The 24,695-nt window shown below is 72.8% G+C and carries 23 protein-coding genes and 2 tRNA genes; 13 read left to right on the plus strand and 12 right to left on the minus strand.

Going from position 1 to position 24,695, the window contains the following annotated elements; translation table 11 throughout:
- Positions 1-5: 5 nt before the first annotated feature.
- The 7 genes from nuoG to BMY19_RS16250 form a co-directional block, all read right to left on the minus strand.
- Complete coding sequence (nuoG, locus tag BMY19_RS16220) at positions 6-2,087, minus strand: NADH-quinone oxidoreductase subunit NuoG (RefSeq protein WP_100252286.1); 2,082 nt, start codon at positions 2,085-2,087, stop codon at positions 6-8.
- Positions 2,088-2,279: 192 nt separating this feature from the next.
- Positions 2,280-3,581: an NADH-quinone oxidoreductase subunit NuoF gene (gene nuoF, locus BMY19_RS16225; protein ID WP_100252287.1), complete on the minus strand. Its 1,302-nt coding sequence runs from the start codon at positions 3,579-3,581 to the stop codon at positions 2,280-2,282.
- 9 nt (positions 3,582-3,590) lie between these two features.
- Positions 3,591-4,952 carry an NADH-quinone oxidoreductase subunit NuoE gene (gene nuoE, locus BMY19_RS16230; RefSeq protein ID WP_100252288.1) on the minus strand — a complete coding sequence of 454 codons (1,362 nt, stop codon included), beginning with the start codon at positions 4,950-4,952 and terminating at the stop codon, positions 3,591-3,593.
- A gap of 10 nt (positions 4,953-4,962) precedes the next feature.
- A complete protein-coding gene (locus BMY19_RS16235) occupies positions 4,963-6,153 on the minus strand; it encodes an NADH-quinone oxidoreductase subunit D (protein ID WP_020092237.1) in 1,191 nt (396 codons plus the stop codon).
- Between the two features lie 16 nt (positions 6,154-6,169).
- Positions 6,170-6,817 (minus strand): NADH-quinone oxidoreductase subunit C, encoded by a 648-nt coding sequence (locus tag BMY19_RS16240; protein ID WP_056532537.1) that lies wholly within the window; start codon positions 6,815-6,817, stop codon positions 6,170-6,172.
- Between the two features lie 9 nt (positions 6,818-6,826).
- Positions 6,827-7,414, minus strand: coding sequence for a NuoB/complex I 20 kDa subunit family protein (locus BMY19_RS16245; protein WP_010686017.1), 588 nt, complete (start codon positions 7,412-7,414; stop codon positions 6,827-6,829).
- A 42-nt stretch (positions 7,415-7,456) separates the two neighbouring features.
- Positions 7,457-7,822, minus strand: a complete 366-nt coding sequence (locus tag BMY19_RS16250; RefSeq protein WP_007560754.1) for an NADH-quinone oxidoreductase subunit A — start codon at positions 7,820-7,822, stop codon at positions 7,457-7,459.
- 371 nt (positions 7,823-8,193) lie between these two features.
- Between BMY19_RS16250 and BMY19_RS16255 the strand changes: the two genes are divergently transcribed.
- Positions 8,194-8,270 (plus strand) — tRNA-Asp (locus BMY19_RS16255).
- A 101-nt stretch (positions 8,271-8,371) separates the two neighbouring features.
- Here BMY19_RS16255 and BMY19_RS16260 read toward each other — a convergent pair.
- Positions 8,372-9,274, minus strand: coding sequence for an EamA family transporter (locus BMY19_RS16260; RefSeq protein ID WP_100252289.1), 903 nt, complete (start codon positions 9,272-9,274; stop codon positions 8,372-8,374).
- Positions 9,275-9,314: 40 nt separating this feature from the next.
- A complete protein-coding gene (locus tag BMY19_RS16265) occupies positions 9,315-9,638 on the minus strand; it encodes a DUF1127 domain-containing protein (protein ID WP_020092233.1) in 324 nt (107 codons plus the stop codon).
- Between the two features lie 114 nt (positions 9,639-9,752).
- Here BMY19_RS16265 and BMY19_RS16270 point away from each other — a divergent pair, with 114 nt between their 5' ends.
- On the plus strand, positions 9,753-11,144 hold the full coding sequence (locus BMY19_RS16270) for an aminotransferase-like domain-containing protein (protein WP_020092232.1): 1,392 nt from the start codon (positions 9,753-9,755) through the stop codon (positions 11,142-11,144).
- A gap of 9 nt (positions 11,145-11,153) precedes the next feature.
- Here BMY19_RS16270 and BMY19_RS16275 read toward each other — a convergent pair whose 3' ends face one another.
- Together BMY19_RS16275 and BMY19_RS16280 are read right to left on the minus strand one after the other, a co-directional pair.
- Positions 11,154-12,479: a sensor histidine kinase gene (locus tag BMY19_RS16275; RefSeq protein WP_091680301.1), complete on the minus strand. Its 1,326-nt coding sequence runs from the start codon at positions 12,477-12,479 to the stop codon at positions 11,154-11,156.
- Positions 12,479-13,144: a response regulator transcription factor gene (locus BMY19_RS16280; RefSeq protein WP_100252290.1), complete on the minus strand. Its 666-nt coding sequence runs from the start codon at positions 13,142-13,144 to the stop codon at positions 12,479-12,481. The genes BMY19_RS16275 and BMY19_RS16280 overlap by 1 nt, the downstream gene beginning before the upstream one ends.
- 291 nt (positions 13,145-13,435) lie before the next feature.
- Here BMY19_RS16280 and BMY19_RS16285 point away from each other — a divergent pair, with 291 nt between their 5' ends.
- The 5 genes from BMY19_RS16285 (at position 13,436) to BMY19_RS16305 (ending at position 18,010) form a co-directional block, all read left to right on the plus strand.
- Positions 13,436-14,122: a DNA-binding protein gene (locus BMY19_RS16285; RefSeq protein ID WP_100252291.1), complete on the plus strand. Its 687-nt coding sequence runs from the start codon at positions 13,436-13,438 to the stop codon at positions 14,120-14,122.
- Positions 14,123-14,147: 25 nt separating this feature from the next.
- Positions 14,148-14,516 carry a hypothetical protein gene (locus BMY19_RS16290; protein WP_244534934.1) on the plus strand — a complete coding sequence of 123 codons (369 nt, stop codon included), beginning with the start codon at positions 14,148-14,150 and terminating at the stop codon, positions 14,514-14,516.
- 79 nt (positions 14,517-14,595) lie between these two features.
- Positions 14,596-16,347, plus strand: a complete 1,752-nt coding sequence (locus tag BMY19_RS16295) for an ABC transporter ATP-binding protein (protein WP_100252292.1) — start codon at positions 14,596-14,598, stop codon at positions 16,345-16,347.
- Between the two features lie 76 nt (positions 16,348-16,423).
- On the plus strand, positions 16,424-17,299 hold the full coding sequence (locus tag BMY19_RS16300) for an aldose 1-epimerase family protein (RefSeq protein WP_100252293.1): 876 nt from the start codon (positions 16,424-16,426) through the stop codon (positions 17,297-17,299).
- Between the two features lie 3 nt (positions 17,300-17,302).
- A complete protein-coding gene (locus BMY19_RS16305; RefSeq protein ID WP_100252294.1) occupies positions 17,303-18,010 on the plus strand; it encodes a uroporphyrinogen-III synthase in 708 nt (235 codons plus the stop codon).
- Here BMY19_RS16305 and BMY19_RS31350 read toward each other — a convergent pair.
- Positions 18,007-18,585 (minus strand): hypothetical protein, encoded by a 579-nt coding sequence (locus BMY19_RS31350; protein ID WP_244534935.1) that lies wholly within the window; start codon positions 18,583-18,585, stop codon positions 18,007-18,009. The genes BMY19_RS16305 and BMY19_RS31350 overlap by 4 nt on opposite strands.
- Positions 18,586-18,598: 13 nt before the next feature.
- Between BMY19_RS31350 and BMY19_RS16310 the strand changes: the two genes are divergently transcribed.
- From BMY19_RS16310 to BMY19_RS16335, 6 genes are all read left to right on the plus strand, one after another.
- A complete protein-coding gene (locus BMY19_RS16310; protein ID WP_244534936.1) occupies positions 18,599-20,314 on the plus strand; it encodes a translation initiation factor 2 in 1,716 nt (571 codons plus the stop codon).
- A gap of 125 nt (positions 20,315-20,439) precedes the next feature.
- On the plus strand, positions 20,440-22,104 hold the full coding sequence (locus BMY19_RS16315; RefSeq protein ID WP_100252296.1) for a heme biosynthesis protein HemY: 1,665 nt from the start codon (positions 20,440-20,442) through the stop codon (positions 22,102-22,104).
- A 226-nt stretch (positions 22,105-22,330) separates the two neighbouring features.
- Entirely contained in the window at positions 22,331-22,765 is a 435-nt protein-coding gene (locus BMY19_RS16320; RefSeq protein ID WP_020092221.1) for an NUDIX hydrolase, read from the plus strand.
- Positions 22,766-22,867: 102 nt separating this feature from the next.
- Positions 22,868-22,942: transfer RNA gene (locus BMY19_RS16325), tRNA-Thr, on the plus strand.
- 123 nt (positions 22,943-23,065) lie between these two features.
- On the plus strand, positions 23,066-23,347 hold the full coding sequence (locus BMY19_RS16330; protein WP_020092220.1) for a hypothetical protein: 282 nt from the start codon (positions 23,066-23,068) through the stop codon (positions 23,345-23,347).
- A gap of 421 nt (positions 23,348-23,768) precedes the next feature.
- Positions 23,769-24,626, plus strand: coding sequence for a manganese catalase family protein (locus tag BMY19_RS16335; protein ID WP_020092219.1), 858 nt, complete (start codon positions 23,769-23,771; stop codon positions 24,624-24,626).
- The last annotated feature ends 69 nt before the right edge of the window (positions 24,627-24,695 follow it).

A 24,695-nucleotide genomic window follows, 5' to 3' on the forward strand; every position in this document is an offset into this window, starting at 1 on the left:
AGCTCCTACTCGGCCGCCGCGAGGGGCCGCGCCTCGGCGGCGCGCTCCCGGGCGAGGCGCGAGCACTCCGCGAGGATCCGCGAGGCGCGGGCGATCGGGTTGGTGAGGTAGAAGTCGGTCACGGGCGACGCGAAGGCCGGACCGGTCGCGGTGCCGCCGAGGCCGGCGAGCCGGTCGACCGCCTCGGTCACGTTGCCCGGCTCGACGGCGCCGACCGCCGCCAGATGCGGGTGGGCGGCGTAGAGCGCGCGGCGCAGCGCGGTCAGCGAGTCGAACGGCAGGCGCTTGCCCAGCACGTCCGAGAGCGCGCGCAGGATCGCCCAGTCCTCGCGGGCGTCGCCCGGCGGGAAGGCGGCGCGGTTGCCCATCTGGACCCGGCCCTCGGTGTTCACCCAGGTCGCCGACTTCTCGCTGTAGGCGGCCCCCGGCAGGATCACGTCGGCGCGGGCGGCGCCGCGGTCGCCATGGCTGCCCTGGTAGACCACGAAGGCGCCCGGGGCGACGTCACGCTCGTCGGCGCCGAGGTTGAACAGGACGTCGAGCGCGCCCGGCTCCAGCATCTGCGCGAAGGTCAGGCCGCCCTCCCCCGGCACGAAGCCGAGATCGAGCGCGCCGACCCGGGCCGCGGCCGTGTGCAGCACGCCGAAGCCGTTCCCCTCGGCCGAGACCGCGCCGATCTCCTTCGCGAGGGAGGCGGCAGCGGCCAGGATGCCCGGCGCCGCATCGGCGCCGACGATGACGAGCGGCGCCTTCGCCTCCTTGAGGATCTCGAGGAAGCTGTGCTCGCCGCGGGCGAGCGCCGCGAGTGAGTCGGGGCCGGCGCCGATGTAGTGGCTCGGGTAGGTCAGGTCGACCGGCTCGCCGATCACGCCCACCGCCAGCGGGGCCATGCGCCAGCGCTTGCGGATACGGACGTTCAGCAGCGAGGCCTCGGTGCGCGGGTTGGCGCCGACGATCAGGATCGCGTCCGCCGCCTCGATGCCCGGGATGGTCGGGTTGAAGATGTAGGAGGCGCGGCCGAGCGCCGGGTCGAGGCCGGCGTCGGTCTGGCGGCAGTCGAGGTTCGGCGAGCCGAGGCTCCTGACCAGCTCGCGGAGTGCGAAGATCTCCTCGACGCCCGCGAGGTCGCCGACGACCGCGCCGACGCGCTTCGGATCCGTGCCCTTCACCTTCGCGGCGATGGCCTGGAACGCCTCACCCCAGGAGGCGGGCCGCAACCGGCCGTTCTCGCGCAGGTACGGCCGGTCGAGGCGCTGCATGCGCAGCCCATCGATGTGGTAGCGCGTCTTGTCGGAGATCCACTCCTCGTTGATCTCCTCGCTGATCCGCGGCTCGATCTGCATGACCTCGCGGCCGCGTGTGTCGATGCGGATCGACGAGCCGACCGCGTCCATCACGTCGACCGACTCGGTCTTGTTCAGCTCCCACGGGCGGACGTTGTAGCTCTGCGGCCGGTGCACGAGGGCGCCCACCGGGCAGAGGTCGGCGACGTTGCCCTGGAGCTCCGAGGCCATCGACTGCTCGAGGTAGCTGGTGATCTCCATGTCCTCGCCGCGGCCGATGGCGCCGAGGTCGGGCACGCCCGCCACCTCGGCGAGGAAGCGCACGCAGCGGGTGCAGTGGATGCAGCGGTTCATCGCGGTCCGCACCAGCGGGCCGATATGCTTCTCCTCGACCGCGCGCTTGTTCTCCGTGTAGCGGGTCGAATCGACTCCGTAGGCCATGGCCTGGTCCTGCAGGTCGCAGTGGCCGCCCTGGTCGCAGATCGGGCAGTCGAGCGGGTGGTTGATGAGGAGGAACTCCATCACCCCCTCGCGGGCCTTCTTGGTGCCCTGCGAGCGCGTCAGCACCTCAGGCGGCTCGCCGTTCGGGCCGGGGCGGCAATCCTTCACCGCGTAGGCGCAAGAGGCCACCGGCTTCGGCGCGCCCTTCAGCTCGACGAGGCACATGCGGCAATTACCGGCGATCGACAGGCGCTCGTGGAAGCAGAAGCGCGGGATCTCGGCCCCCGCGGCCTCGCAGGCCTGGAGCAGCGTGTAATCGGCGGGGACGTCGACCTCGGTGCCGTCGACGAGGATTTTTGTCATCGGATCGTCTCGTAAACTGGCCCAAACGCGCGAGGCCGGATCCCACCCACGCCCTCATCCTGAGGTGCGAGGCGCAGCCGAGCCTCGAAGGAGATGTCCAGCCCGCCTCGCGACCTCTGGAGGACTCCTTCGAGGCCCGCTGACGCAGGCACCTCAGGATGAGGCTGTGGGTTGGACACCGGCATAGCGCCCTTACTCGGCGGCCATCGGCACAGGCTCGCCGTGCGGGTTGGCGGTGTAGCGGTCGATGCGCTTCTCGATCTCGGGGCGGAAGTGCCGGATCAGGCCCTGGATCGGCCAGGCCGCGGCGTCGCCCAGCGCGCAGATCGTGTGCCCCTCGATCTGCTTGGTGACCTCGAACAGCATGTCGATCTCGCGCTTCTGCGCGCGGCCCTCGGTCATGCGCTGCATGACGCGCCACATCCAGCCGGTGCCCTCGCGGCAGGGCGTGCACTGGCCGCAGGATTCGTGCTTGTAGAAGTACGAGATCCGGGTGATCGCCGCGACGATGTCGGTGGACTTGTCGAGCACGATCACCGCCGCGGTGCCGAGGCCGGAGCCCAGGTTGCGCAGGGTATCGAAGTCCATCTTGGCGTCGACGATCTGCTCGGCCGGCACCAGCGGCACCGACGAGCCGCCCGGGATCGAGCACAGCAGGTTGTCCCAGCCGCCGCGCATGCCGCCGCAATGGCGGTCGATGAGCTCGCGGAAGGTGATGCCGAGCTCCTCCTCGACGTTGCACGGCTTGTTGACGTGCCCGGAGACGCAGAAGAGCTTGGTGCCGGTGTTGTTCTTGCCGCCGAGGCCGGCGAACCACGCGCCGCCCCGGCGCAGGATCGTGCCGGCGACCGCGATCGACTCGACGTTGTTCACGGTCGTGGGGCAGCCGTAGAGGCCCATATTGGCCGGGAACGGCGGCTTCAGCCGCGGCATGCCCTTCTTGCCCTCGAGGCTCTCGATGAGCGCCGTCTCCTCGCCGCAGATATAGGCGCCGGCGCCGTGGTGGACGTAGATGTCGAACGGGTAGTCGTGGACGTTCGACTGGCCGACGAGGCGGGCCGCGTAGGCCTCGTCCACGGCCTTCTGGAGGGCGTGCTTCTCGGCGACGTACTCACCGCGGATGTAGATGTAGCAGGCATGCGCGTTCATCGCGAAGCAGGCCAGCATGCAGCCCTCGATCAGGAGATGCGGGTCGTGCCGCATGATCTCCCGGTCCTTGCAGGTGCCCGGCTCCGACTCGTCCGCGTTGACCACGAGGTAGTGCGGGCGCCCGTCTGACTTCTTGGGCATGAACGACCATTTGAGGCCGGTGGGGAAGCCCGCGCCGCCGCGGCCGCGCAGGCCGGAGGCTTTCATCTCCTCGATGATCCAGTCGCGGCCCTGCTCCAGCAGGAACTTGGTCCCGTCCCACGCGCCGCGCTTCTTGGCGGCCTCCAGCCCCGGCGAGTGCAGGCCGTAGAGGTTGGTGAAGATGCGATCCTGATCCGACAGCATGTCAGGTCCTCACTGAGCCGGCGCCGACAGGGCCTTGGCCTGCCCCACCCAGTTCTCCCGGTCGATGCGACCCGGGAACGCGAGGTAGGTGCCGACCCAGGCGATCTCGTCGCGGGACCAGGCGGCGATCTGGTCGAAATGGTAGATGCCGAGCCCGTTCAGGCGCTGGCTGTTGCCCGGGCCGATGCCCTTGATGCGCGTCAGCTCGTCCGGCTTGCCGGCGCGGGCGGCCTCCAGCCCCGGCGGTCGCTTGCCCACGGCGTCGGCCTTCTGCTCGGGGCTCGCGTCCTTCGGCAGGGCCGCGAGCGCGCCGGCGATGCGCGCCTCCTCGGTCTCGGCCGCCACCTCGCCCTCGCTGGCGCCGGAGGCCTCCGGCTGCTGCGGGACGGCGTCGCGGTTCGGCACCGCCTGGTGGCCCTGCTCGCCGGCGGCGGGCTCGCCCTCGGCGACGCGCTTGGCCGGCGTGTCGAGCACGTCCGCGTCGCCCGGCCGGGCGGCGCCGTGCTTGGCGGTGGAGCGGCCGCGCTCGGCCGCGTCGGCGCGATCCTCGGGCTTCACCGGGCTCTCGCCGTTGGCGGCGCGCTGGGCCGGGGCGTCGCTCACGGGACGCTCGACCGGGCGGCCGGCGTCGGGCCGGGCCGGCTTCGGGTTCTCGGCGGCCTGCTGCGTGCTGGACGCGGCTTCACCGGTCTTGGCGGCCGGTTCCTCCGCCTTGCCGGCCTCCTCGAAGCGCTTGCGCCACGCGCCGACCCGCGAGCCGTCGAACAGCGTCGGGTCGGTGAGGGTGTTCACGGCGTCCTGGGGCTCGGACGAGACGCGCCCGGTCTGGGAGCCGACCTTCACGGGCCGGCCGGCGGCGAGGTCGTCCATCAGCTGGCCGAGGGACTCGGGCGTCAGGTCCTCGTAGTAATCCTGGTTGATCTGCACCATCGGCGCGTTGCAGCAGGCGCCGAGGCACTCGACCTCGAGCCACGAGAAATTGCCGTCGGCCGAGACGTGGCCGGCCGGGCCCAGACGGGCCTGGAGCATCTCCTTGAGGCCCCGCGCGCCGCAGGAATCGCACGGGACCGTGCCGCAGACCTGGATCCAGAAGCGGCCCACGGGCTCGAGGGCGAACATCGTGTAGAAGGTCGCGACCTCCAGCACGCGGATGTTCGGCATGCCGAGCTCGGCCGCCACCGCCTCGATGGCCGCCCGCGGCAGCCAGCCGCCGTTCTGCTCCTGCGCCCGCCACAGGAGCGAGATCACCGCCGAGGCCTGGCGGCCTTCCGGGTACTTGGCGATCTGGGTCTTGGCCCACTCGGCATTCTCGGGGGAGAACGCGAAGCTCTCGGGCTGCTCCGAGGCCGGGGCGAGTCTGCGGTTTGCCATCGCTTCTGTCTTACCGATCCACTTCGCCGAACACGATGTCGAGCGTGCCGAGCACGCAGGACACGTCGGCTAAGAGGTGCCCGCGGCACATCCAGTCCATCGCCTGCAGGTGCGCGAAGCCCGGCGCGCGGATCTTGCAGCGATACGGCTTGTTGGTCCCGTCGGACACCAGGTACACGCCGAACTCGCCCTTCGGCGCCTCGACCGCGGCGTAGACCTCACCCTCGGGCACGTGGAAGCCCTCGGTGTAGAGCTTGAAGTGGTGGATGAGCGCCTCCATCGAGCGCTTCATCTCCCGGCGCGGCGGCGGCGCGAACTTGCCGTCGACGGAGGCGATCGGCCCCTGGCCGGCGGGCTCGCGCAGCTTGGCGACGCACTGCTTCATGATGCGCACGGATTCGCGCATCTCCTCCATGCGGATCACCTGGCGATCGTAGGTGTCGCCGTTCTTCCCGACGGGGATGTCGAACTCCATCTCCTCGTAGCACTCGTAGGGCTGCGCCTTGCGCAGGTCCCACGGGATGCCGGAGCCGCGCACCATCACGCCCGAGAAGCCCCACTCCATCGCCTCGTCGACCGACACGATGCCGATATCGACGTTGCGCTGCTTGAAGATGCGGTTGGCCATGACGAGGTCGTCGAGGTCCTGGACGACCTGCAGGAACGGGTCGCAGAACGCGTCGATGTCGTCGATGAGCTTCGGCGGCAGGTCCTGGTGGACGCCGCCCGGCCGGAAGTAGTTGGCGTGGAGCCGGGCGCCGGAGGCCCGCTCGTAGAAGATCATCAGCTTCTCGCGCTCCTCGAAGCCCCAGAGCGGGGGCGTGAGGGCGCCGACGTCCATCGCCTGCGTGGTGACGTTGAGCAGATGCGACAGCAGGCGGCCGATCTCGCAGAACAGCACGCGGATCAGCTGCGCGCGGCGCGGCACCTCGATACCGGCGAGCTTCTCGATCGCCAGGCAGAAGGCGTGCTCCTGGTTCATCGGCGACACGTAGTCGAGCCGGTCGAAATAGGGCGTCGCCTGCAGGTAGGTCTTGTACTCGATCAGCTTCTCGGTGCCGCGGTGGAGCAGCCCGATATGCGGGTCGACCCGCTCGACCACCTCGCCGTCGAGTTCCAGCACGAGGCGCAGCACGCCGTGCGCCGCCGGGTGCTGCGGGCCGAAGTTGATCGCGAAGTTGCGGATGTTGTGTTCGGTCACGGACGCTCTCCGCGGCTCAAGCCGACGTCTTCTCGTCGCCGGGGAGCACGTAGTCGGTGCCTTCCCACGGGGACAAGAAGTCGAAGTTCCGGAATTCCTGCGTCAGCTGCACCGGCTCGTAGACGACCCGCGCCTGGTCCTGGTCGTAGCGGACCTCGACGAAGCCGGTGAGCGGGAAGTCCTTGCGCAGGGGGTGCCCCTCGAAGCCGTAATCGGTGAGCAGGCGGCGCAGGTCGGGATGGCCCGAGAACAGGATCCCGTAGAGGTCGTAGGTCTCGCGCTCGTACCAGTTGGCCGCCGGGAAGACCTCGATCACCGAGGGGACCGGCGTCACCTCGTCGGTCTGCACCTTCACCCGGATGCGCAGGTTATGGCGCAGGGAGAGCAGGTGATAGACCACGTCGAAGCGCTTCTCGCGCTGCGGATAGTCCACGCCGCATATGTCGATGAAGTTGCGGAACGCGCAGGCCGGATCGTCGCGCAGGTAGGTCAGCGCGTAGACGATGTCGGAGGCCTGCACCACCAGCGTCAGCTCGCCGAACGCGACGGTGTGGGACACGACCGCCGGGCCGAGGGCGCCGAGGACGCGCTCGGCCAGGGCCGAGACGGCGTCGTCGCCGTAGGCCGGCTGGGTGTGGGGCAGGATCGAGATGCCGTTCGTCATGGCCGCTCCTCAGCGCTCGATCGTGCCGGTCCGGCGGATCTTCTTCTGCAGCAGCAGCACGCCGTAGAGCAGCGCCTCGGCGGTGGGCGGGCAGCCGGGCACGTAGATGTCCACCGGCACCACCCGGTCGCAGCCGCGCACAACCGAGTAGGAATAGTGGTAGTAGCCGCCGCCGTTGGCGCAGGAGCCCATGGAGATGACGTAGCGCGGCTCCGGCATCTGGTCGTAGACCTTGCGCAGAGCCGGGGCCATCTTGTTGGTGAGCGTGCCGGCGACGATCATCACGTCGGACTGGCGCGGCGAGCCGCGGGGGGCGAAGCCGAATCGCTCGCAATCGTAGCGCGGCATCGACATCTGCATCATCTCGACCGCGCAGCAGGCGAGACCGAAGGTCATCCACATCAGCGAGCCCGTGCGGGCCCAGTTGATCAGCTCGTCCGTGGTGGTGAGCAGGAAGCCCCGGTCGGCCAGCTCGTCGCTGATCGACAGGAAGGTCGGGTCGTCCGCGCCGATCGGGCGGCCTGTGTTGGGATCGATGATCCCCTTCGGCTGGGGCGCGATCGCGGGGGCGCGGTTGGTGTCGGTGATCAGGGCCATCGGCGACTCAAGAATTCGGTGCGGGCGGCGAGCGGCGGGAGATCAATCCCATTCGAGGGCGCCCTTGCGCCACTCGTAGACGAAACCGACGGTCAGCACGCCCAGGAAGACGATCATCGACCAGAAGCCGAACCAGCCCAGATCCCCGAAGGTGATCGCCCAGGGGAAGAGGAACGCGACCTCGAGGTCGAAGATGATGAACAGGATGGCGACGAGGTAGAAGCGCACGTCGAACTTCATGCGGGCGTCGTCGAACGCGTTGAAGCCGCACTCGTAGGCCGAGAGCTTCTCGGGATCGGGGCTCTTGAAGGCCACCAGGAAGGGGACGACCAGCAGCGCCGTGGCGATGAACAGCGCCACGCCGATGAACACGATGAGCGGCAGGTAATCCGCCAACAATCCGGTCATGCCAGGGCCTCGCGAGACGAGTGAAACCGCGGTGCGACGCCGACCCGGATCCGCCCGTGGAATTGTTCTTATGCCAGGATGCGCGCGGCCGGAGGCTTAGTCGAGCCGCCGGCCCGTGACAATGGCTTGTCGCGTCGCACAAAGCGCGCTGTCGGTCGTCCTGTCGGTCATGTCCGAGATGGGCTCGCGCGGCGCCGGCGCAACACGACGGAAGCGCGCAGGCCCGAGTCGGGGGGCTGGTATGCCTGCGGCGGCGGTCGCGGATCGAGGCGGATGCGAATCCGTGCGGGACGCGCTTGACAGGGCACCGGGCGCCCCATAAACCCCGCCCCGTCGCCGGGCAAAACGCCCCTTCGAAGCGACCACGCCGTGCGGGCGTAGCTCAGTTGGTTAGAGTGCCGGCCTGTCACGCCGGAGGTCGCGGGTTCGAGCCCCGTCGCCCGCGCCACGTCCCCCCCGATATCACCATCAGAATTCGTCTCGCGGTGCACCGTGCCGACGCGCAGTCGCGCGCGCCCGAGCGGGACGGGTGATGGCTCGACCGTGCGGTCAGGCCACCTTCGACGATTCGGGGGAAGAGCTCGGCGGAGCGACCGCGCCCGGCCGCGTCCCGCGCAGGCTGAGGGCGATTCCCGTCAGGATCAGGCCTCCCCCGGCCAGGATGTCGGCGCTCAGCGGTTCGCCCAGGACGAGATGCGTGCTCAGGATGCCGGCCACCGGCACCAGCAGGGCGAAGGGGGTTACGGCGGCCGCCGGGTAGCGGGTCAGGAGCCCGTTCCAGAGGCCGAAGGCGAGGAGCGTCGTCGGGTAGGCCTGGAACGCGACCGATCCGATCGCCCCCCAGCTCGGATGCGCCAGCGCCGTGAGCGCCCCGGGCCCCTCGACGATCAGCGATAGGATGAGCAGGGGCGGCGTGGTGGCGAGGCTGCTCCAGACCATCAGCGCCAGGCGGTCGACCCGGCCGATCCGCTTCGCGACGACGTTCGCGCTGGCCCAGGACAGGGCCGCGCCGACGACGAGGATCAGCGGGCCGAGCGGGGCGCCTCCGCCCCGCCCGAGCGCCACCGCGGCGACGCCGAGGAGCGCGATGCTGCCGCCCAGGATCTGTCGTCGGCGCGGGCGCTCCCCCTGCAGCGCCCAGGCGAGCGCCACGGTGAACGGGACCTGGACCTGGATCAGGAGCGACGACAGCCCGGCCGGCATGCCGAGGCGGATCGCCGTCATGAGCAGCCCGAACTGGCCGACCCCGAGGGCGAGGCCGAACCCCGCCACCAGGGCGACGGGGGCCCGGGGCGGCCGGATCACCAGCGCCGCCGGCAGCGCCGCGAAGCCGAAGCGCAGGGCGCACAGCATCAGCGGCGGCACCGTCTCCAGGCCGACCTTGATGGCCACGAAGGCCAGCCCGAGGATCGTGACCACCAGGATTGCGGCGAGCCCGTCGCGCAGCGTCATGCGCGCACCCTACGCCGCACGCCGCCGCGTCACCACCGCATCACCAAGGCCGCACGGCCGCCCGAGCGTGGCGTCGCTCGTCGCGCCGGCCGACCAGCAGGTGGATCGCGTCGACCGTGCCGGGCACGCAGGCATCGGCCACGTCCTGCCGCGTCAGGCCGATATCCTTCAGTTCCCGGTCCGACAGGGTCGACAGGCGCTGGAGCACGCGGCGGTTCATCGCCGCCCGCGTCAGGCCCGCGCGCACCTCGGCGGCGACCGTCAGCACGGGCCCGGCCATCCGGGCGAGCCATCCGCCGCGCGATCTGATCCGGGATCCGATCCGGGTTTCCAGGGCGGCGGTCTCTGTCAGGCACTGAGTCATGGATCCCCTCCTCCATCGTTCCGGGGCGTCGCGATCCTGGCGGGCGGGGGCTGGCGGCGACAGGAACACTTCGGTACGGTTCGGAAGAATTGTCCGGACGAATGAGCAGTACGGATGACGGTCGAAGTCAGAAGCCCAGGGACGCGCGTCGAGGCCGTGGTCGGCGAGATCCGCGAGCGGATCGCGGCGCGGCGGCTGGTCCCGGGCGTGCGGATCCCCTCGGTCCGGGCCTTCGCGGAGACGATGGGCGTCTCGAAATCCACCGTCGTGGAGGCCTACGAGCGCCTCGCCGCCGAGGGCGCCGTGGTGCCGCGGCCGGGCTCGGGCTTCTACGTCGCCGGCAAGACCCGGCCGCTCTCGCTCCAGGCGATGGGGCCGCGGCTCGACCGGATCGTCGACCCGCTCTGGATCACCCGTCAGGCGCAGCAGGCCGGCTCCGACCAGCTGAAGCCCGGGGCCGGCTGGCTGCCCGATTCCTGGATGCCCCACGAGGCGATCCGCCGGGGCCTGCGCCGGGTGGCCCGGGCCGACCTCGCCGAGATGACCAACTATGACCGGCCGCTCGGCTACGAGCCCCTGCGCCACCAGATCGCCCGCAAGGTCGGCGAGAAGGGCGTCGGCGCCGAGCCCGACCAGATCGTGCTGGTCGAATCGGCTACGCAGGCGCTGGACCTCGTCTGCCGGTTCCTGCTCCAGCCCGGCGACACCGTGCTGGTCGACGATCCCTGCTACTTCAACTTCCTGGCGCTGCTGCGCGCGCAGCGCGTGGCGGTGGTCGGCGTGCCGATCACGCCGGAGGGGCCGGACCTGCAGGCGCTCGCGACCCTGCTGGAGCAGCACCGGCCGCGCTTCTACCTGACCAACGCCGCCCTCCAGAACCCGACCGGGGCGAGCCTCGCGCCGACCGTTGCGCACCGGCTCCTCAAGCTGTGCGAGGCGCACGACACGCTCATCGTCGAGGACGAGATCTTCGGCGACCTCGAGCCCGAGGCCGCCCCGCGGCTCGCCGGCTTCGACGGACTGGAGCGCGTGATCCAGATCGGCAGCTTCTCCAAGACCCTGTCGGCGGCCGCGCGCTGCGGCTGGATCGCGCTCCGGGCCGACTGGGTCGAGCCGCTGGTCGATCTCAAGCTCGCCCTCAGCCTCGGCAACGGCCACATCACGGCCGCGCTGGTGCACGCGCTGATCACCGAGGGCGCCTACCGGCGGCACCTCGCCGAGACCCGCCGCCGGCTCGCCGGCGCGATGGTGCAGGCCTCCGCGGAGCTGCGCGCCTGCGGCCTCGAGACCTGGGCGCAGCCCCGGGGCGGCTTCTTCCTGTGGATGCGGCTGCCCGACGGGCGCGACGGGGCCGACGTCGCCCGCCGGGCGCTGGCACGCGGCATGGTGCTGGCGCCCGGGACCTCGTTCAGCCTGTCGGATGCGTGGAACGGCTACATGCGCTTCAACGTGGCCCACTGCGCCGATCCGCGGATCCGGCCGATCCTCCGGGAGGCGCTGGGCTGAGGGGCACGGTCAGGCCGGCAGCCGCAGCTCCGCCCGCAGGCCGCCGAGATCCGACCGCCCGAGGCTCAGGCCGCCGCCGTACAGCTCGGCGAGCTCCAGGGTGATCGGCAGCCCGAAGCCGTGGCCCGGCACGCCCTCGTCGAGGCGCCGGCCGCGGGCCATGACGGCGGAGGCCGCCGCCGGGTCGAGGCCGGGTCCGTCATCCTCCACGACTACGGCCACCGCGCCGTCGCGCGCCGCCGCCGAGACCCGCACGCGGCCGCGGCACCAGCGGCAGGCATTGTCCACGAGGTTGCCGAGCATCTCGTCGAGATCCTGGCCCTCGCAGGAGACCGACAGGGTCTCCGGGACGTCGAGGTCGATCGCCGCGCCCTTCTCGGCGTGGATCCGCGTCAGCGCCGCGCGCAGGTCCGACAGGCGGGGCGCCAGGGCGGTGCGGCCCCGGGCCGAGCCCGCCAGGGCCGCGGCCCGGGCGCGCCGGAGGTGGTGGCGCACCCGCCGGTCCATGTCGTCCACCTGCCGGCGCAGGGCGCCGTCCGGGTCGCGGGCCGGCTCCGCGAGGGCCATCGACAGGGTGGCGAGCGGCGTCTTGAGGGCGTGGGCGAGGTTGGCGACGTGGCCGCGGGCGCGTTCCAGGTTCTGCGCGTTCTGGTCGAGGAGCGCGTTGAGTTCCGCCACCATCGGCGCGATCTCGGCCGGCTGGTCCGCCGGCACGCGCTCGTGCCGCCCTGCCCGGACCGACGCGAGGTCCGCGCGCAGGCGCGTCAGCGGCGCGAGGCCCAGGCGCACCTGGAAGGCCAGGCCCGCGAGCAGGCACAGGCCGAGGATGCCGAGCGCCAGGGCGAGGCTCGTCAGCGCCTCGCGCAGCGGCCCGCGCAGCTCCCCCTCCGGCGCCGCCACCACGATCGTCGCCGGCTCGGGCCCGGGCACGGCCAGCACGCGGGCGACGAGGGGCTCGCCGCGCGGCCCCGTGCCCGAGGCCGGGTGCGGCCGGCCCGGATCGTCGTCCGGTCCGGGATCGGACAGGCGGATGTCCCCGCCCCGCAGGGAGCCGGATCGGATCGTCTCGGCGCCACGGCGCACCTCCCAGGCCCAGCCGGGGCCGGGCCGGTCGAAGGGCGGCGCGTCGAGCCCCTGCGGGAGGATCCCGGCCTCGAGCCCGGCCCGCAGGGCGACGATCTGCGCGTCGAGCCGGCCGTCGAGCTGCCCGCGCACGAAGCGGTGCAGGATCACCCCGATGGCGAGGCCCGCCACCACCAGGGCCGCTAGCACCAGCACCAGGGCCGACGCGAGCAGCCGTGTGCGGAGCGAGCGGCGCCGCGCCGTCGCCGCCATCAGGCGGGCTCCGCGTGCAGGCGGTAGCCGTGGCCGCGCACGCTGTCGATCCGCGCCGGCGCGATCTTCCGGCGCAGGCGCGTGATGATCACCTCGACGGAGTTCGAATCGACGTCGGCGTCACCCTCGTAGACGCGCTCGATCAGGTGCGGGCGCGGCACCACGGTCTCGCGGTTCAGCATCAGGCAGGACAGGACCCGCCATTCCAGGCCGGTGAGCTTGAGCGGCAGGCCCTCGTGCTCGAAGGCGCCGAGACCTGGATCGAAGCTGAGGGGACCGCAGGTGATCCGGCTCGCGCCCCCGCCCTGGGACCGGCGCACGAGGGCGCGCAGGCGGATCACCAGCTCCTCGACGCGCACCGGCTTCACGAGATAGTCGTCCGCCCCGGCCTTGAAGGCCGCGACCTTGTCGCTCCAGCCGTCCCGGGCGGTGAGCACCAGCACCGGCAGGGTCCGGCCGGCCCCGCGCCAGGCCCGCAGCACCGACACCCCGTCGCCCTTCGGCAGGCCGAGATCCAGCACGACGGCGTCGTAGCCCTCGGTCTCGCCGAGATGCTGGGCGTCCTCGCCGGTGGCGGCGTGGTCGAGCACGAAGTTCTCGGCGCGCAGGACCTTGGCGACCTCCGCCGCGAGGGCGGCGTCGTCCTCCACCAGCAGGATCTTCACCGGTCTCACCTCCCCGTCTGGACCGCGGCGGCCGGCCGGTTTCGCCCGCCCCCGCCGGCACTTAGGGCCGTGGTCTCACCTGGGCTCCCGGGACGGCCGCGCGGGGGCTGACCTGTCGGCCCGCATCAACGCCCGCTGCCAAGCCTCTGAACCCGCACGGGTTCCACACGGAGCGCTCTAGGGCGGCGCGTTTAACCGGGCCTGAACCGCGCGGTTCAGACCGGATTGCCGGCGCCTCCCTAGGAAGGGGCATCGGATCGAGCCGATCCGGACCCTTCAGAGGATGAGATCATGAGCGACGACAAGACCATCGACGTGACCGCGCGGGAAGTCCGCGAGACCGAGGCCGCCAAGCCGGCGTCGCGGGCGGTGCCGCGGCGGACCTGGGTGGTGGGCGCGGTGGCGCTGCCGCTGGCCCTGGGCGCCGTCGGCCTGTCCCTGGCGCAGGGAACGCCGTTCCAGCCGACGCCGGTCGCGCCGGTAACGATCCAGGCCCTGGCCCCCTCCGGCGCGACCGCCATCAAGGGTGAGGTCGCGGAGATCTTCGGCAACAAGTTCGTGGTGCAGGACGGGACCGGGCGGGCCCTCGTGGAGACGGGCCGCGAGGGCGAGGGCGGCGGCCTCGTCGCCAAGGGCGAGACCGTGACGGTGCAGGGCCGCTTCGAGACCGGCTTCCTGCACGCCCGGGTCCTGACCCACGGGGACGGGCGCACGCTGCTGCTCGGGCCGGCCGGCGGCCCTCCGACCGGCAGCCTGGACTGGGCCAAGGACCGGCTCGGTCTCGGGCCGAAGCCCGACATGGCCGCCCTGACCGCCTCGCTCCAGGCGGCGGGCTACGGCGACGTGCGGGTCACGGGCCGCGGGCCGCGCCATTTTGAGGTGGCCGCGAAGGACCGGGACGGCCGCGAGCACCAGCTCCATGTCGGCTTCGATGGCCAGGTGCGGGAGCGCCCGGCGCCGGGGCTGCCGCCGCTCTGAGCCGGGCCCGGGCGGGCGGGCCCGCGTGCAACCCTTCCGCGCCTGCCGCGTCCTCCTGTCTCTCGCCGGACAGGAGGTGCGCGCCGTGGAGCCGATGAAGCCGATGGAACCCATGAAGCCCATGGAGCCGATGAAACCGATGAAGGGCGCGGAGCCCTGGTGGCCGAAGGATCTCGGCGAGCCCGCGACCAGCGGCGCGCAGAACGGGATGAGGTACGCGTTCTTCCCGGACAAGCGCCGCCTCCTCGTCGACCGCGACGGGCAGGTCTCGACCTACGACAGCGGCGACCACCGGATCGGCGGCGTCGCGCAGGCGGACGGGGCGGCCAAGACCCTGACCTTCACCGGCCAGGACGGCGAGGTCGACCTGGGCTCCCTGAAGAAGCTCGACTGAGCCCGGCGTGGACAGGCCGGGACGGCGCGCTTAAGCCCGGCCCGACCATGCGAGCCGTCCCGCCAGACCCCGCGATGCCATGCGCGCGCTGATCGACCTCGTCCGCGCCATGCGGTCGGCCGACCGGCGCCGGCTCGCCCTCATCGCCCTCGGCCTCGCGGCGGCGGCGCTGCTCGAGGTGGTGGGCGTCGCCTCGGTGATCCCGTTCCTGACGCTGGTCGGGGACCCGTCGGCGGCGACCCGGATCCCCTACCTGGCCCAGGCCCGGAGCGCCCTCGGCCTGACCGACGAGCGCGGCTTCCTGCTGGTGACCGGCGGGGCCGCGCTCGCGGCGATCCTCGTCACCGCGCTGGTGAATGCCGGGCTGACCTACGCGCAGCTCCGGTTCACGCACCTGGCCGGCTACAGCCTCAGCCGGCGGCTGCTGTTCCGCTACCTCGACCGGGAGCGGCTGTTCTTCGCGAAAGCCAACAGCGCCGAGCTCGCCAAGAACGTGCTGTCCGAGACCGACCGGCTGGTGATCGGCGCGCTGACCCCCGCCACGGTGCTCGCCTCGCGGGCGAGCTCGGCGCTCGCGGTGATCGCGTTCCTGCTGGCCTACGCGCCGCAGCTCGCGCTGATCCTGGGGGGCGGCTTCGGCGGCCTCTATGTCGGGATCTACCTCGTGATGCGCGCCCGGCTGGCGCGGCTGGGTGGCCGCACCGTCGCCGACAACGAGGCCCGCTTCCGGATCGTGCAGGAGACCTTCGGGGCGCTCACCGAGCTGAAGCTCTACGGGCGCGCGGAGGCGTTCGCGTCGCGGTTCGACGCCCCGGCCCGGGCCTACGCCCTCGCCACCGCGGCGAGCCAGCTCACCGGCCAGATGCCGCGCTTCGTCATCGAGGCCCTGGCCTTCGGCGGGGTGATCGTGGTGGTGCTGTTCGCGCTCGCCCAGGGGCTCGACGTCGCCGGGATCCTGCCGCTGCTCGGCCTGTTCGCCTTCGCGGGCTACCGCATGCTGCCGGCCTTCCAGAACATCTTCACCTCGGTCGCGCTGATGCGCTTCACCCTGCCGGCGGTGCGGGTGATCGTCGACGAGCTCGCCGACGAGCGCGAGCCCCGGCCCCGCACCGCGGAGCGGCTGCCCTTCGCGCGGGCGATCCGGCTCGAGGGCCTCGGCTTCGACTACGGCACCGGCCGTCCGGCCCTCGCCGGGATCGACCTGACGATCCCGGTCAACGCCACGGTCGGCCTCGCCGGGCGCACCGGCTCGGGCAAGTCGACGCTCGCGGGCCTGATCCTCGGCGTCCTGAGCCCGACCGCCGGGCGGATCACCGTGGACGGCCGGGCCCTCGATGCCGGCACCCTGCCCGCCTGGCAGAACCGGATCGGCTACGTCCCGCAGGAGGTGTTCCTGGTGGACGGGACCGTGGCGGAGAACATCGCGCTGGGCCTCGACGCGCCGGACCTCGCCGCCGTCGAGCGGGCGGCGCGGCTCGCCGGCGCCCACGACTTCGTCGCCGCCCTGCCGCACGGCTACGCCGAGCGGGTCGGCGAGCGCGGGGCGCGGCTCTCCGGCGGCCAGCGCCAGCGCGTCGGCATCGCCCGCGCGCTCTACCACGACCCGGACGTCATCGTGTTCGACGAGGCGACCTCGGCCCTCGACGACGAGACGCAGGCGGCCGTGATGCGGGCGCTGCGCGCCCTCTCGGGCCGGCGGACGCTGATCCTGATCGCCCACCGCCTCTCGACCCTGGAGGGCGCCGACGCGGTCCACGTCCTGGAGGCCGGCCGGATCGTCGCTTCCGGGCCGCCCGAGACGGTCCTGCCGGGGCTCGGAACGGCGGCCTGAGCAACCGAGCGCCGGGGCCTTGCGTCCGGCCCCGCCTCCGTTACCTCGGCTCAGCGAGGCAGACCGGGAGAGCACCGTGACCACGCGCATCGAGCTGACCGCACCGGACGGCACCACCGCGACGCTCGCGACTGACGGGGCCGAGCCGGTCTCGTGGCGGGTCGGCGGGACCGAGTATCTCTGGAGCGGCGATCCCGAGCACTGGAACCGCCACGCGCCCTGGCTCTTCCCGGTGGTCGGCGCCTCGGCGGGCGGGCACGTGACGGTCGGGTCCGAGCGCTACCCGATGGCCCAGCACGGCTTCGCCCGGGACCTGCCCTTCGCGGTGGTCGATCGGAGCGCCGACGCGGTGACCCTGCGCCTGACCGACGGGCCCGAGACGCGGGCGCACTACCCGTTCGCGTTCCGGCTCGACATCGCCGCGCGGGTCCGCCCGGCGGGGCTCGACCTCGACGTGACCGTCGCCAATCCCGGCGCCGCCCCCCTGCCCTACGCCCTCGGCTTCCACCCGGCCTTCCCGTGGCCCTTCGCGGGCGGCACCCGCGCCCGCGACGGCGGCTACGCGGTCGCCTTCGAGAAGGCGGAGCGGCCCTTCGCCCCGCAGGTCGGCCCGGGCGGCCTGCTGCTGCGCGACGAGCAGCCGATCCCCCTCGCCGGGGACACGCTGCCCCTCGATCCGGCGCTCTTCACCGAGGCCTTCGTGTTCCGGAACGCCCGCAGCCGCTGGATGCGCTTCACCGGCCCCGGACGATCGATCCGCATGGAGATGGCGGATTTCCCCCACCTGGCGGTCTGGACCAAGCCGACCGCACCCTTCCTGTCGCTCGAGTGCTGGACCGGCTACGCCGACTGGTCGGACTTCGCGGGCGACCTCGCCGCGCGCGATTCGCAGCGCCTGCTCGCCCCGGGCGACGCGGCGCGCCACGGCGTCCGCCTGACGCTGGAGACCTAGCCCTTGCGGATCTGGGTGGCGCGGCCCGAGCCGGGAGCGACGCGGACCGGGGCGGCCCTGGCCGAACTCGGCCATGCGCCGCTGGTGGCGCCCGTCCTGGCCCTGCGGCCGACCGCGGCGGCCCCGCCCATGGGACCCTTCGCCGCGCTGCTGCTGACCAGCGCCAACGCGGTTCCGGCGATCCGCGACGCGCCGGCCCTGCACGGCCTCCCGGTCTTCGCCGTCGGCGCTCGGACGGCCGCCCTGGCCCGCGCGGCCGGTCTCGGCCCCGTCCGGGAGGGGCCGGGCGACGCCGCGGGCCTCGCCGGCTTGGTGGCGGCGACGCTGCCGCCCGGCCAGCCGCTCCTCCACGCGACGGGAGCCGAGCGCAAGCCGGAACCGGCGGCGACGCTCACGGCCGCCGGATTCCGGGTCACGGCCTTCGTGGCGTACCGGGCCGAACCGCTGGACCGCCTGCCGCCGGCGGTCGGCCGTGAACTCGCCGAGAACCGCCTCGAGGCAGCCCTTCACTATTCCCGGCGCAGCGCTGCCGTCGCCCTTGCCCTCGCGGATGGATCGGAGCACGGCGGAGCTTTCCGCCGGCTGAGGCATTACTGCCTATCGCCGGATGTTGCGGCACCCCTGGAAGCGGCCGGTGTTCCGGTCCATTTCGTCGCGGCACGCCCGCGCGAAGCGGACCTGCTCGGCGCCCTGACAGGGCGACCGGGCTAACCGCGCGGTGACAGGGAGGCCGGGCCGCCGTATCTCGCCCTCGCGCCCGGCGCCGCCGCGGTGTTAGGGGGGCGCGGCGACGCCGAAGAGTTGGAGGACTTGCCCGTGACGCCACCACCCAGCGACGCCGACAAGCCCGGCCCCGGCGGCCGGAAGCCGGACGCCGCGCCCGGCAAGCCCGGGCAGTCCAGCCCGCCCGGTGGCGCGTCCCGACCGGCCGCGACGTCGGCGTCCACAGCCTCCACGTCGGCCCCGACGTCCGCTTCCACGTCGGCCTCGATGTCGGCCTCCACCTCTTCCACCGCCGCCGGCGGCGTGCGGGGGCCGCAGGGATCCGCGTCCGGAACGCCGCCCAGGCCGGCGACCGACCCGGTCGTGACCGCCAAGCCCGGCACGACCGATCCGAAGGCCGACGCCGGCAAGCCGGTCTCCGGGACCGACGGCCTGAAGCCGTCGACCGGCCCGGCCGCCCAGTCGGCCGGTGCGAAGCCCGATCCCGTGACGGCGGGCGCCGCGTCCTCGGCCTCCGACGGCAGGACCGGAGCGTCCGCCTCGTCGTCGTCGACGGCCTCCACCGCCGCGTCCGGGATGTCCGGCGCGAAGATCGATCCGAAGGCCGCGCAGCCCGGAACCGGAACGCAGGGCGGTCCTCGTCCGGGGGGACCCGCACCCGGCGCCGCGGGCCCGGCGGCGGCGAGCGCGGTGACGGCCGGCCCGATCATCGACCTGAAGGCCAAGCGGATCCCGGATCCGGCGACAGCCGGCAAGGAGCCGGGCAAGGACGCTTCCAAGGACGCTTCCAGGGATACTTCCAAGGACGCCTCCAGGGACGGCAAGGAGCCGCCGAAGGGCCCGATCCCCGCGGTGGCCGCCGTCGATCCCAGCAGGAGCGCCGCCGCGCCCGCCGGCCGGGCCCGGGCCGGGTTCGGCTCGCTCGCGGCCGCGGGGCTGCTCGGCGGCGTGATCGGCGCCGGCCTGCTGTTCGGCGCCGAGAAGGCCGGGATCGGTCCCGACCCGCGCCTGAGCGCCCTGGACCAGAGGCTCTCCGGCCAGCTCGCGTCCCTCGACAAGCGTCTCGACGGGCTGGCTCCGCGCGATGCCGTGACGGCGCTCGACAAGCGCGTCGCCGCCGCCGAGGCGAGCGCCAAGCAGGCCCTGGACAAGTCTGGTGCGGCGCCCGCGTCCACCGCCGACGGGCAAGCGGCCGGTCAGGCCTCCGGTCAGGCCCCCGCCGTGCCGCCGGATCTCGTCGCCCGCCTCGACAGCCTCGACCAGCGCGTCGCGGCCCTGCAGGAGGAGCCGGGTCAGGAGCCCGGTCGCGACCAGCCGGCCGATTCGAAGCTCGGCGTGGTCCAGGACAACGCGAAGCAGATCGCCGACCTCGAGACCCGCCTGAAGGCGGTGGAGGATGGCGGCGCCAACAAGGGCGCGGCCGAGGAGGCCGCCCGGAAGGTCGCGGCGCTGCAGAGCGAGGTGGAGCAGAAGACCAAGGCGAACGCCGAGGCCGACGCGGCCCTGGGGCATCGCCTCGACGCGCTGCAGCAGGCCGTCGACGCGCGGGTGAAGGCCGCGACCGAGGCGATCCAGGCGGCGACCCAGGCGAGCCGCACCGCCGCCGAGGCCGGACAGGCCCAGGCCGCGGAGGCCGCGAAGGCGGTCGACCGGCGGCTGCAGGAGCAGGCCGACCAGATCGCCGCCCTGGACAAGAGCGTCGCGCAGCGCGCCGAGGCCAGCACCGTCCAGGCGGCGCTCCGGGTCGTCGTCGCCGACCGCGTGGCGGCCGCCCTGGAATCCGGGACGAGCTACGCCGAGCCGCTCGCGACCCTGCGCAAGCTCGATCCGGGGACCGACGCGCAGGCCAAGGCCCTGGCGCCCTTCGCCGACGGCGGTGCTCCCTCGGCTGGGGATCTTGCCGACACGTTCCGGCCGATCGCCGAGCGGATCGCGGCCAAGCGGCAGGCGCAGCGGGCCAAGAGCGCGGCCGAGACCGGCGATTTCCGCACCAAGCTCCTCAGCATGGCCGACGGTCTCGTGCAGATCCGCAAGGCCGACGCACCCGCTCCCGAGGCCGCGGACGATCCGGAGAGCAAGGTCCAGGCGGCCCTCGACCGCGGCGACCTGCCGGCGGCCTCGGCGGCCTTCGCGGCGCTCCCGGCCGAGGCCCGGGAGCAGGCCGGGGATTTCGGCGCCAAGCTCAAGGCCCGGGCCGAGGCCGAGCAGGCCGTGCGCGCGCTGCTCGACGGCGCCTTCAAGGCCCTGCCGGTCGGCGCCGCCCAGCCGGCCCAGGCCGCCCCCGGGCGCTAGGCCGGTGAGGGCCCCGATCCGCGCGTTGCGCGGCCGCACCATCTCCGAGCGGGCGCGCAGGCGCCCCGCTCCTCCCGCACCCCGCGACGGCCGCCAGCCGGCCGCCGACAGGAGATACTGACCCCATGTGGCGCGCCCTCGCCTTCCTGGCCCTGCTCGCACTCGCCGCCTTCGGGGCGGTCTGGATCGCCGACAGGCCCGGCACCGTCACCGTCGTCTGGAACGGCTACCAGATCGGCACCAGCCTCGCGGTCGCCCTCGTCGGCGTGATCGCGGCGGCGATCGTCCTGGGCGTCCTCTGGGCGATCGTGCGCGGTGTCATCGGCCTGCCCGAGGCCCTGGTCCGCGGCTCGGCCGAGCGGCGCCGGGCCAAGGGCCTCTCGGCCCTCTCCCGCGGCATGGTGGCGGTGGGCTCGGGCGATCCCCTGGCGGCCCGCCGCTTCGCGGGCGACGCCGAGCGGCTCCTCGGCACCGAGCCGCTGACCCTGCTGCTGAAGGCGCAGGCGGCGCAGATCTCCGGCGACCGGGACGCGGCCGAGAGCGCCTTCCAGCGCATGGTCGACGATCCCGAGACCCGGGTCCTGGGCCTGCGCGGCCTGTTCGTCGAGGCCCGGCGCCGCGAGGACGAGACGGCCGCCCGCGCCTACGCCACCGAGGCCGCCCGCCTCGCCCCGAGCGTGACCTGGGCCAACGAGGCACTTCTGGAGGCGCAGAGCGCCGACGGCGACTGGGCGGCCGCCCTGGAGACGATCGAGCGCCGCTCGTCCCTCGGACTGATCGACAAGGCCGCGGCCCGACGCCAGCGGGCGGTGCTCCTCACCGCCATCGCTGGCGAGCGCGAGGCCGGCGAGCCGGAGATCGCCACGGAGCGGGCCCTGCAGGCGGTCAAGCTCGCCCCCGACCTCGTGCCGGCGGCCTGCATCGCCGGCCGCCTCCTCGCCCGTCGCGGCGACGTCAAGAAGGCCGCCCGGATCGTCGAGGCGGCCTGGAAGGCCAATCCCCATCCCGACCTCGCGAAGGTCTATCTGGGCCTGCGTCCCGGCGATTCGGTCCGCGACCGCCTCGCCCGCGCCGAAGTCCTGGCGAAGCTGTCGGTCTGGGACCCCGAATCCCGCCTCGCCCTGGGCCAGGCCGCCCTCGACGCGCGGGACTACAAGCGGGCCCGCGAGGCCGTGAAGCCCCTGCTCTCCGACCGTCCGACCGCCCGGGCCTGCCTGATGATGGCGGCCATCGAGGAGGCCGAGCACGGGGCCGCTTCCGGTCAGGCCCGCGAGTGGCTGGCCCGGGCCGCCCGCGCCCCGCGCGACCGCGTGTGGATCGCCGACGGCATCGCCACCGATACCTGGGCGCCGGTCTCGCCGGTGACCGGGCGCCTCGACGCCTTCGCGTGGCGCGAGCCCCCGAACACGCTCGGTGCCGCGCCCGCGATGGAGCCGGAGGCGGACGCCGCCGGCACGGCCCTCGTGCCGGCGGCCCCGAACGCCGCGGCGCCGGGCGCCAGACCGCTCGCCTCATCGGTCCCCGTGTCGCCTCCGACCGTGTCCCCCGCCGCCGCGACTGCTCCGGTCCCGTCGCCGACACCCGCGTCGACCTCCGCGTCGGCCCAGGCCGCGTCCTCGGCCTCGGTCGCGTCCGCGGCGTCGACCTCCACCGGCCCGATCCCGACCGTCCTTCCGGCGAAGGCGAGCGCCTCGAAGGCGGCCGGTGCCGACCCGGTCTCGGCCGGGATGGCGTCCGCGGCGCTGCCGCCTTCCGGCTCGGGTGAGCGGCCGGTTCGTCGGATCGGGTGACCGGTTTCACGGCGCGCCGGCCGTCCGAGCGCGAGATGACAGGAGCGCCGCGGGGTCACGGACACGCCGGGGCGTTCGACTATTGCAAGTTGAATGAGCCGGCGCGCCGTGTAGCTTGTCGTGAGCTGCCGACCGAGGATCCGATCATCCCCCAGCCCGCTCACAGCCCGCGCGCGCCGTCGATCCGGTCGGATCGGAGGGGCGTCCCGCGTCGCCGGGTGCGCCCGTGACCGTCCTCGAGGAGGACGGCGAGCCGCGGCGGCAGGTCGGGGCCCTGCCGTTCCGGCACGGGCGGGACGGCAAGACCAAGATCCTGCTGGTGACCTCCCGGGAGAGCCGCCGCTGGGTCATCCCCAAGGGATGGCCGATGAAGGGTCGCAAGCCGTTCGAGGCGGCCGCGCGGGAGGCCTACGAGGAGGCCGGCCTGCGCGGTGCGGTCGGCAAGCGGCCGATCGGGCTGTACCTCTACCAGAAGCGTTTGAGGAACCTCGACACCGTCCTGTGCCAGGTGAAGGTGTTTCCGCTGGAGGTGCGCAAGCAGCTCAAGCATTTCCCGGAGGCGCGCCAGCGGGAACTCCGATGGTTCACCCCGTCGGACGCCGCCGAGGCCGTGTCCGAGCCCGGGCTCGCCGCCCTGATCCGGGCCGCATCGCGCACCTAAAACGGCGCGGAAGCGCAACACGGCGTTGCCAACCCGGCGGCGATCCGTTATGGCCCCACTCGGCCGGACGGAGACGCCCTCGCGGGAGCGCCCCGGTCACCTGCTGCGGTAGCTCAGTGGTAGAGCACTTCATTGGTAATGAAGAGGTCGAGAGTTCAATCCTCTCTCGCAGCACCAGAAACCTTCCCGATCTCGCAATCAGTTCGGACGATGCTAACGGTTCCCTAGCGGAACCCGTCGCAGACTGAGGATCGCGTCGGCTGCCCGGCCGACACCATCCGCTGAAGGGGACGCGCGGACGTGAACTCGACAGCCCTGTTCACCATGCTGGGCCTCGTCATCGGATGGGCGGTCCTGGCCGGCGCGGCCCTGATCACCGGGCGGGTCGCCACCTTCGCGTTCCTGATCCTGACGCTGATCGCCCTCTACCTCTACGTGCCGTGGGTGCGGCTGCGGGCGAGCGGGATCGACGGGTCCAGCCGGCCGGTCCGGTTCTGGACCAACGTCGCCATGCTGGCCGTCAGCCTCGCCGCCTGCCTCGCCTTCGGGATCATGCTCGCCCGGCGCACCGGGCTCCTGTAGGCGCTCGTAGAGCGGCGCGTTCCGCGGCCGCGCCGCGCGCGCCCGGCGATCCCGAGAGAACTGTCCCCTGTCCGACCACCGAGCGCCCTCACGCGGCGCATCGCGGGCAGAGAAAGCGGCCGCTGATCCGGTCATTCGCGGCGCCCCTTAACATGGGTGAAGCGCCCTTAACTTACATTGTGTAATTCTGGCCGGTTAGGCGCGGCCCTGATCGTGGATTTTCACGACAATACCCTGGCGCGGCGCGGGAAAATGCGTTCGGTCAAATATTGATCGTTATAAAATTCGCGAAAGATCGAACCGTGGTCCCGAGGCGGGGTTGGACAGGGTGCGAGGCGCGATGCTCCCACGGAGTACCGGGCCGACGGCCGATCGTGCGGTGGGCTTGAGCACGCCGTGCCTCTCGCGAGGGACAGACATCATGTACTATCACGACAAGCGGCTTCAGTACCCGGTCAAGGTCGACAGCCCCGACCCGATCTACGCCCGCATGCTCCAGCAGGCGATTGGCGGCATCGAGGGCGAGATCCGGGTCGCCTTCCAGTACTTCTTCCAGGCCTGGGGGAACCGCGCCCCAACGACCAAGTACCGCGACATGCTGCTCAATACGGCCACCGAGGAGATCGGCCATATCGAGATGCTCGCGACTGCGGTGGCGCTGAACCTCGAGAACGCCCCTACCAAGGTCCAGGAGGCCGGGGCGGCCGACGCGATCGTCGGTGCCGTGATGGGCGGCGAGAACCCGCGCCACATCGCCGAGGGCATGCTGCACAAGACGCTGCTGTCGACCGGCATGGCCGCCTTCCCGGGTAATTCCGACGGCCAGTCCTTCGACATGAGCCACATCTACGCCAGCGGCAACATCGCGGCCGACATGTACTGCAACGTCGCCGCCGAGAGCACCGGGCGCGTCCTGGCGGTGCGGCTCTACAACGCCACCAACGATGCGGGCATGCGCGACATGTGGAGCTTCCTCATCGCCCGGGACACGATGCACCAGCAGCAATGGCTGGCGGTGATCGAGGAACTCGGCGGCCACGCCGGAACGCTGCCGATCCCGAACTCCTTCCCGCAGGAGAAGGAGAACCAGAAGTTCAACTACAACTTCTTCTCGACGTCGGCGGACGGTTCGCCGCCGCCGGCCGGGCGCTGGACCCAGGGCCCGTCGCTCGACGGCAAGGGCGAGTTCAGCGTCGTCCAGAACCAGCCGATGGGCGAGGAGCCGGTGCTCGGCCCGGCTCGGCCCGACAGCGGTGCCGAGAGCCAGCAGATCGGCTGATCCGCCGGCCGGGACGGCTCACCCGAGGTCGCGGCGCTCCGGTGCGCCGCGACCCGCGCGCGGACGGGA

The sequence above is a fragment of the Methylobacterium sp. UNC300MFChir4.1 genome (assembly GCF_900110155.1).
GTDB lineage: Bacteria > Pseudomonadota > Alphaproteobacteria > Rhizobiales > Beijerinckiaceae > Methylobacterium.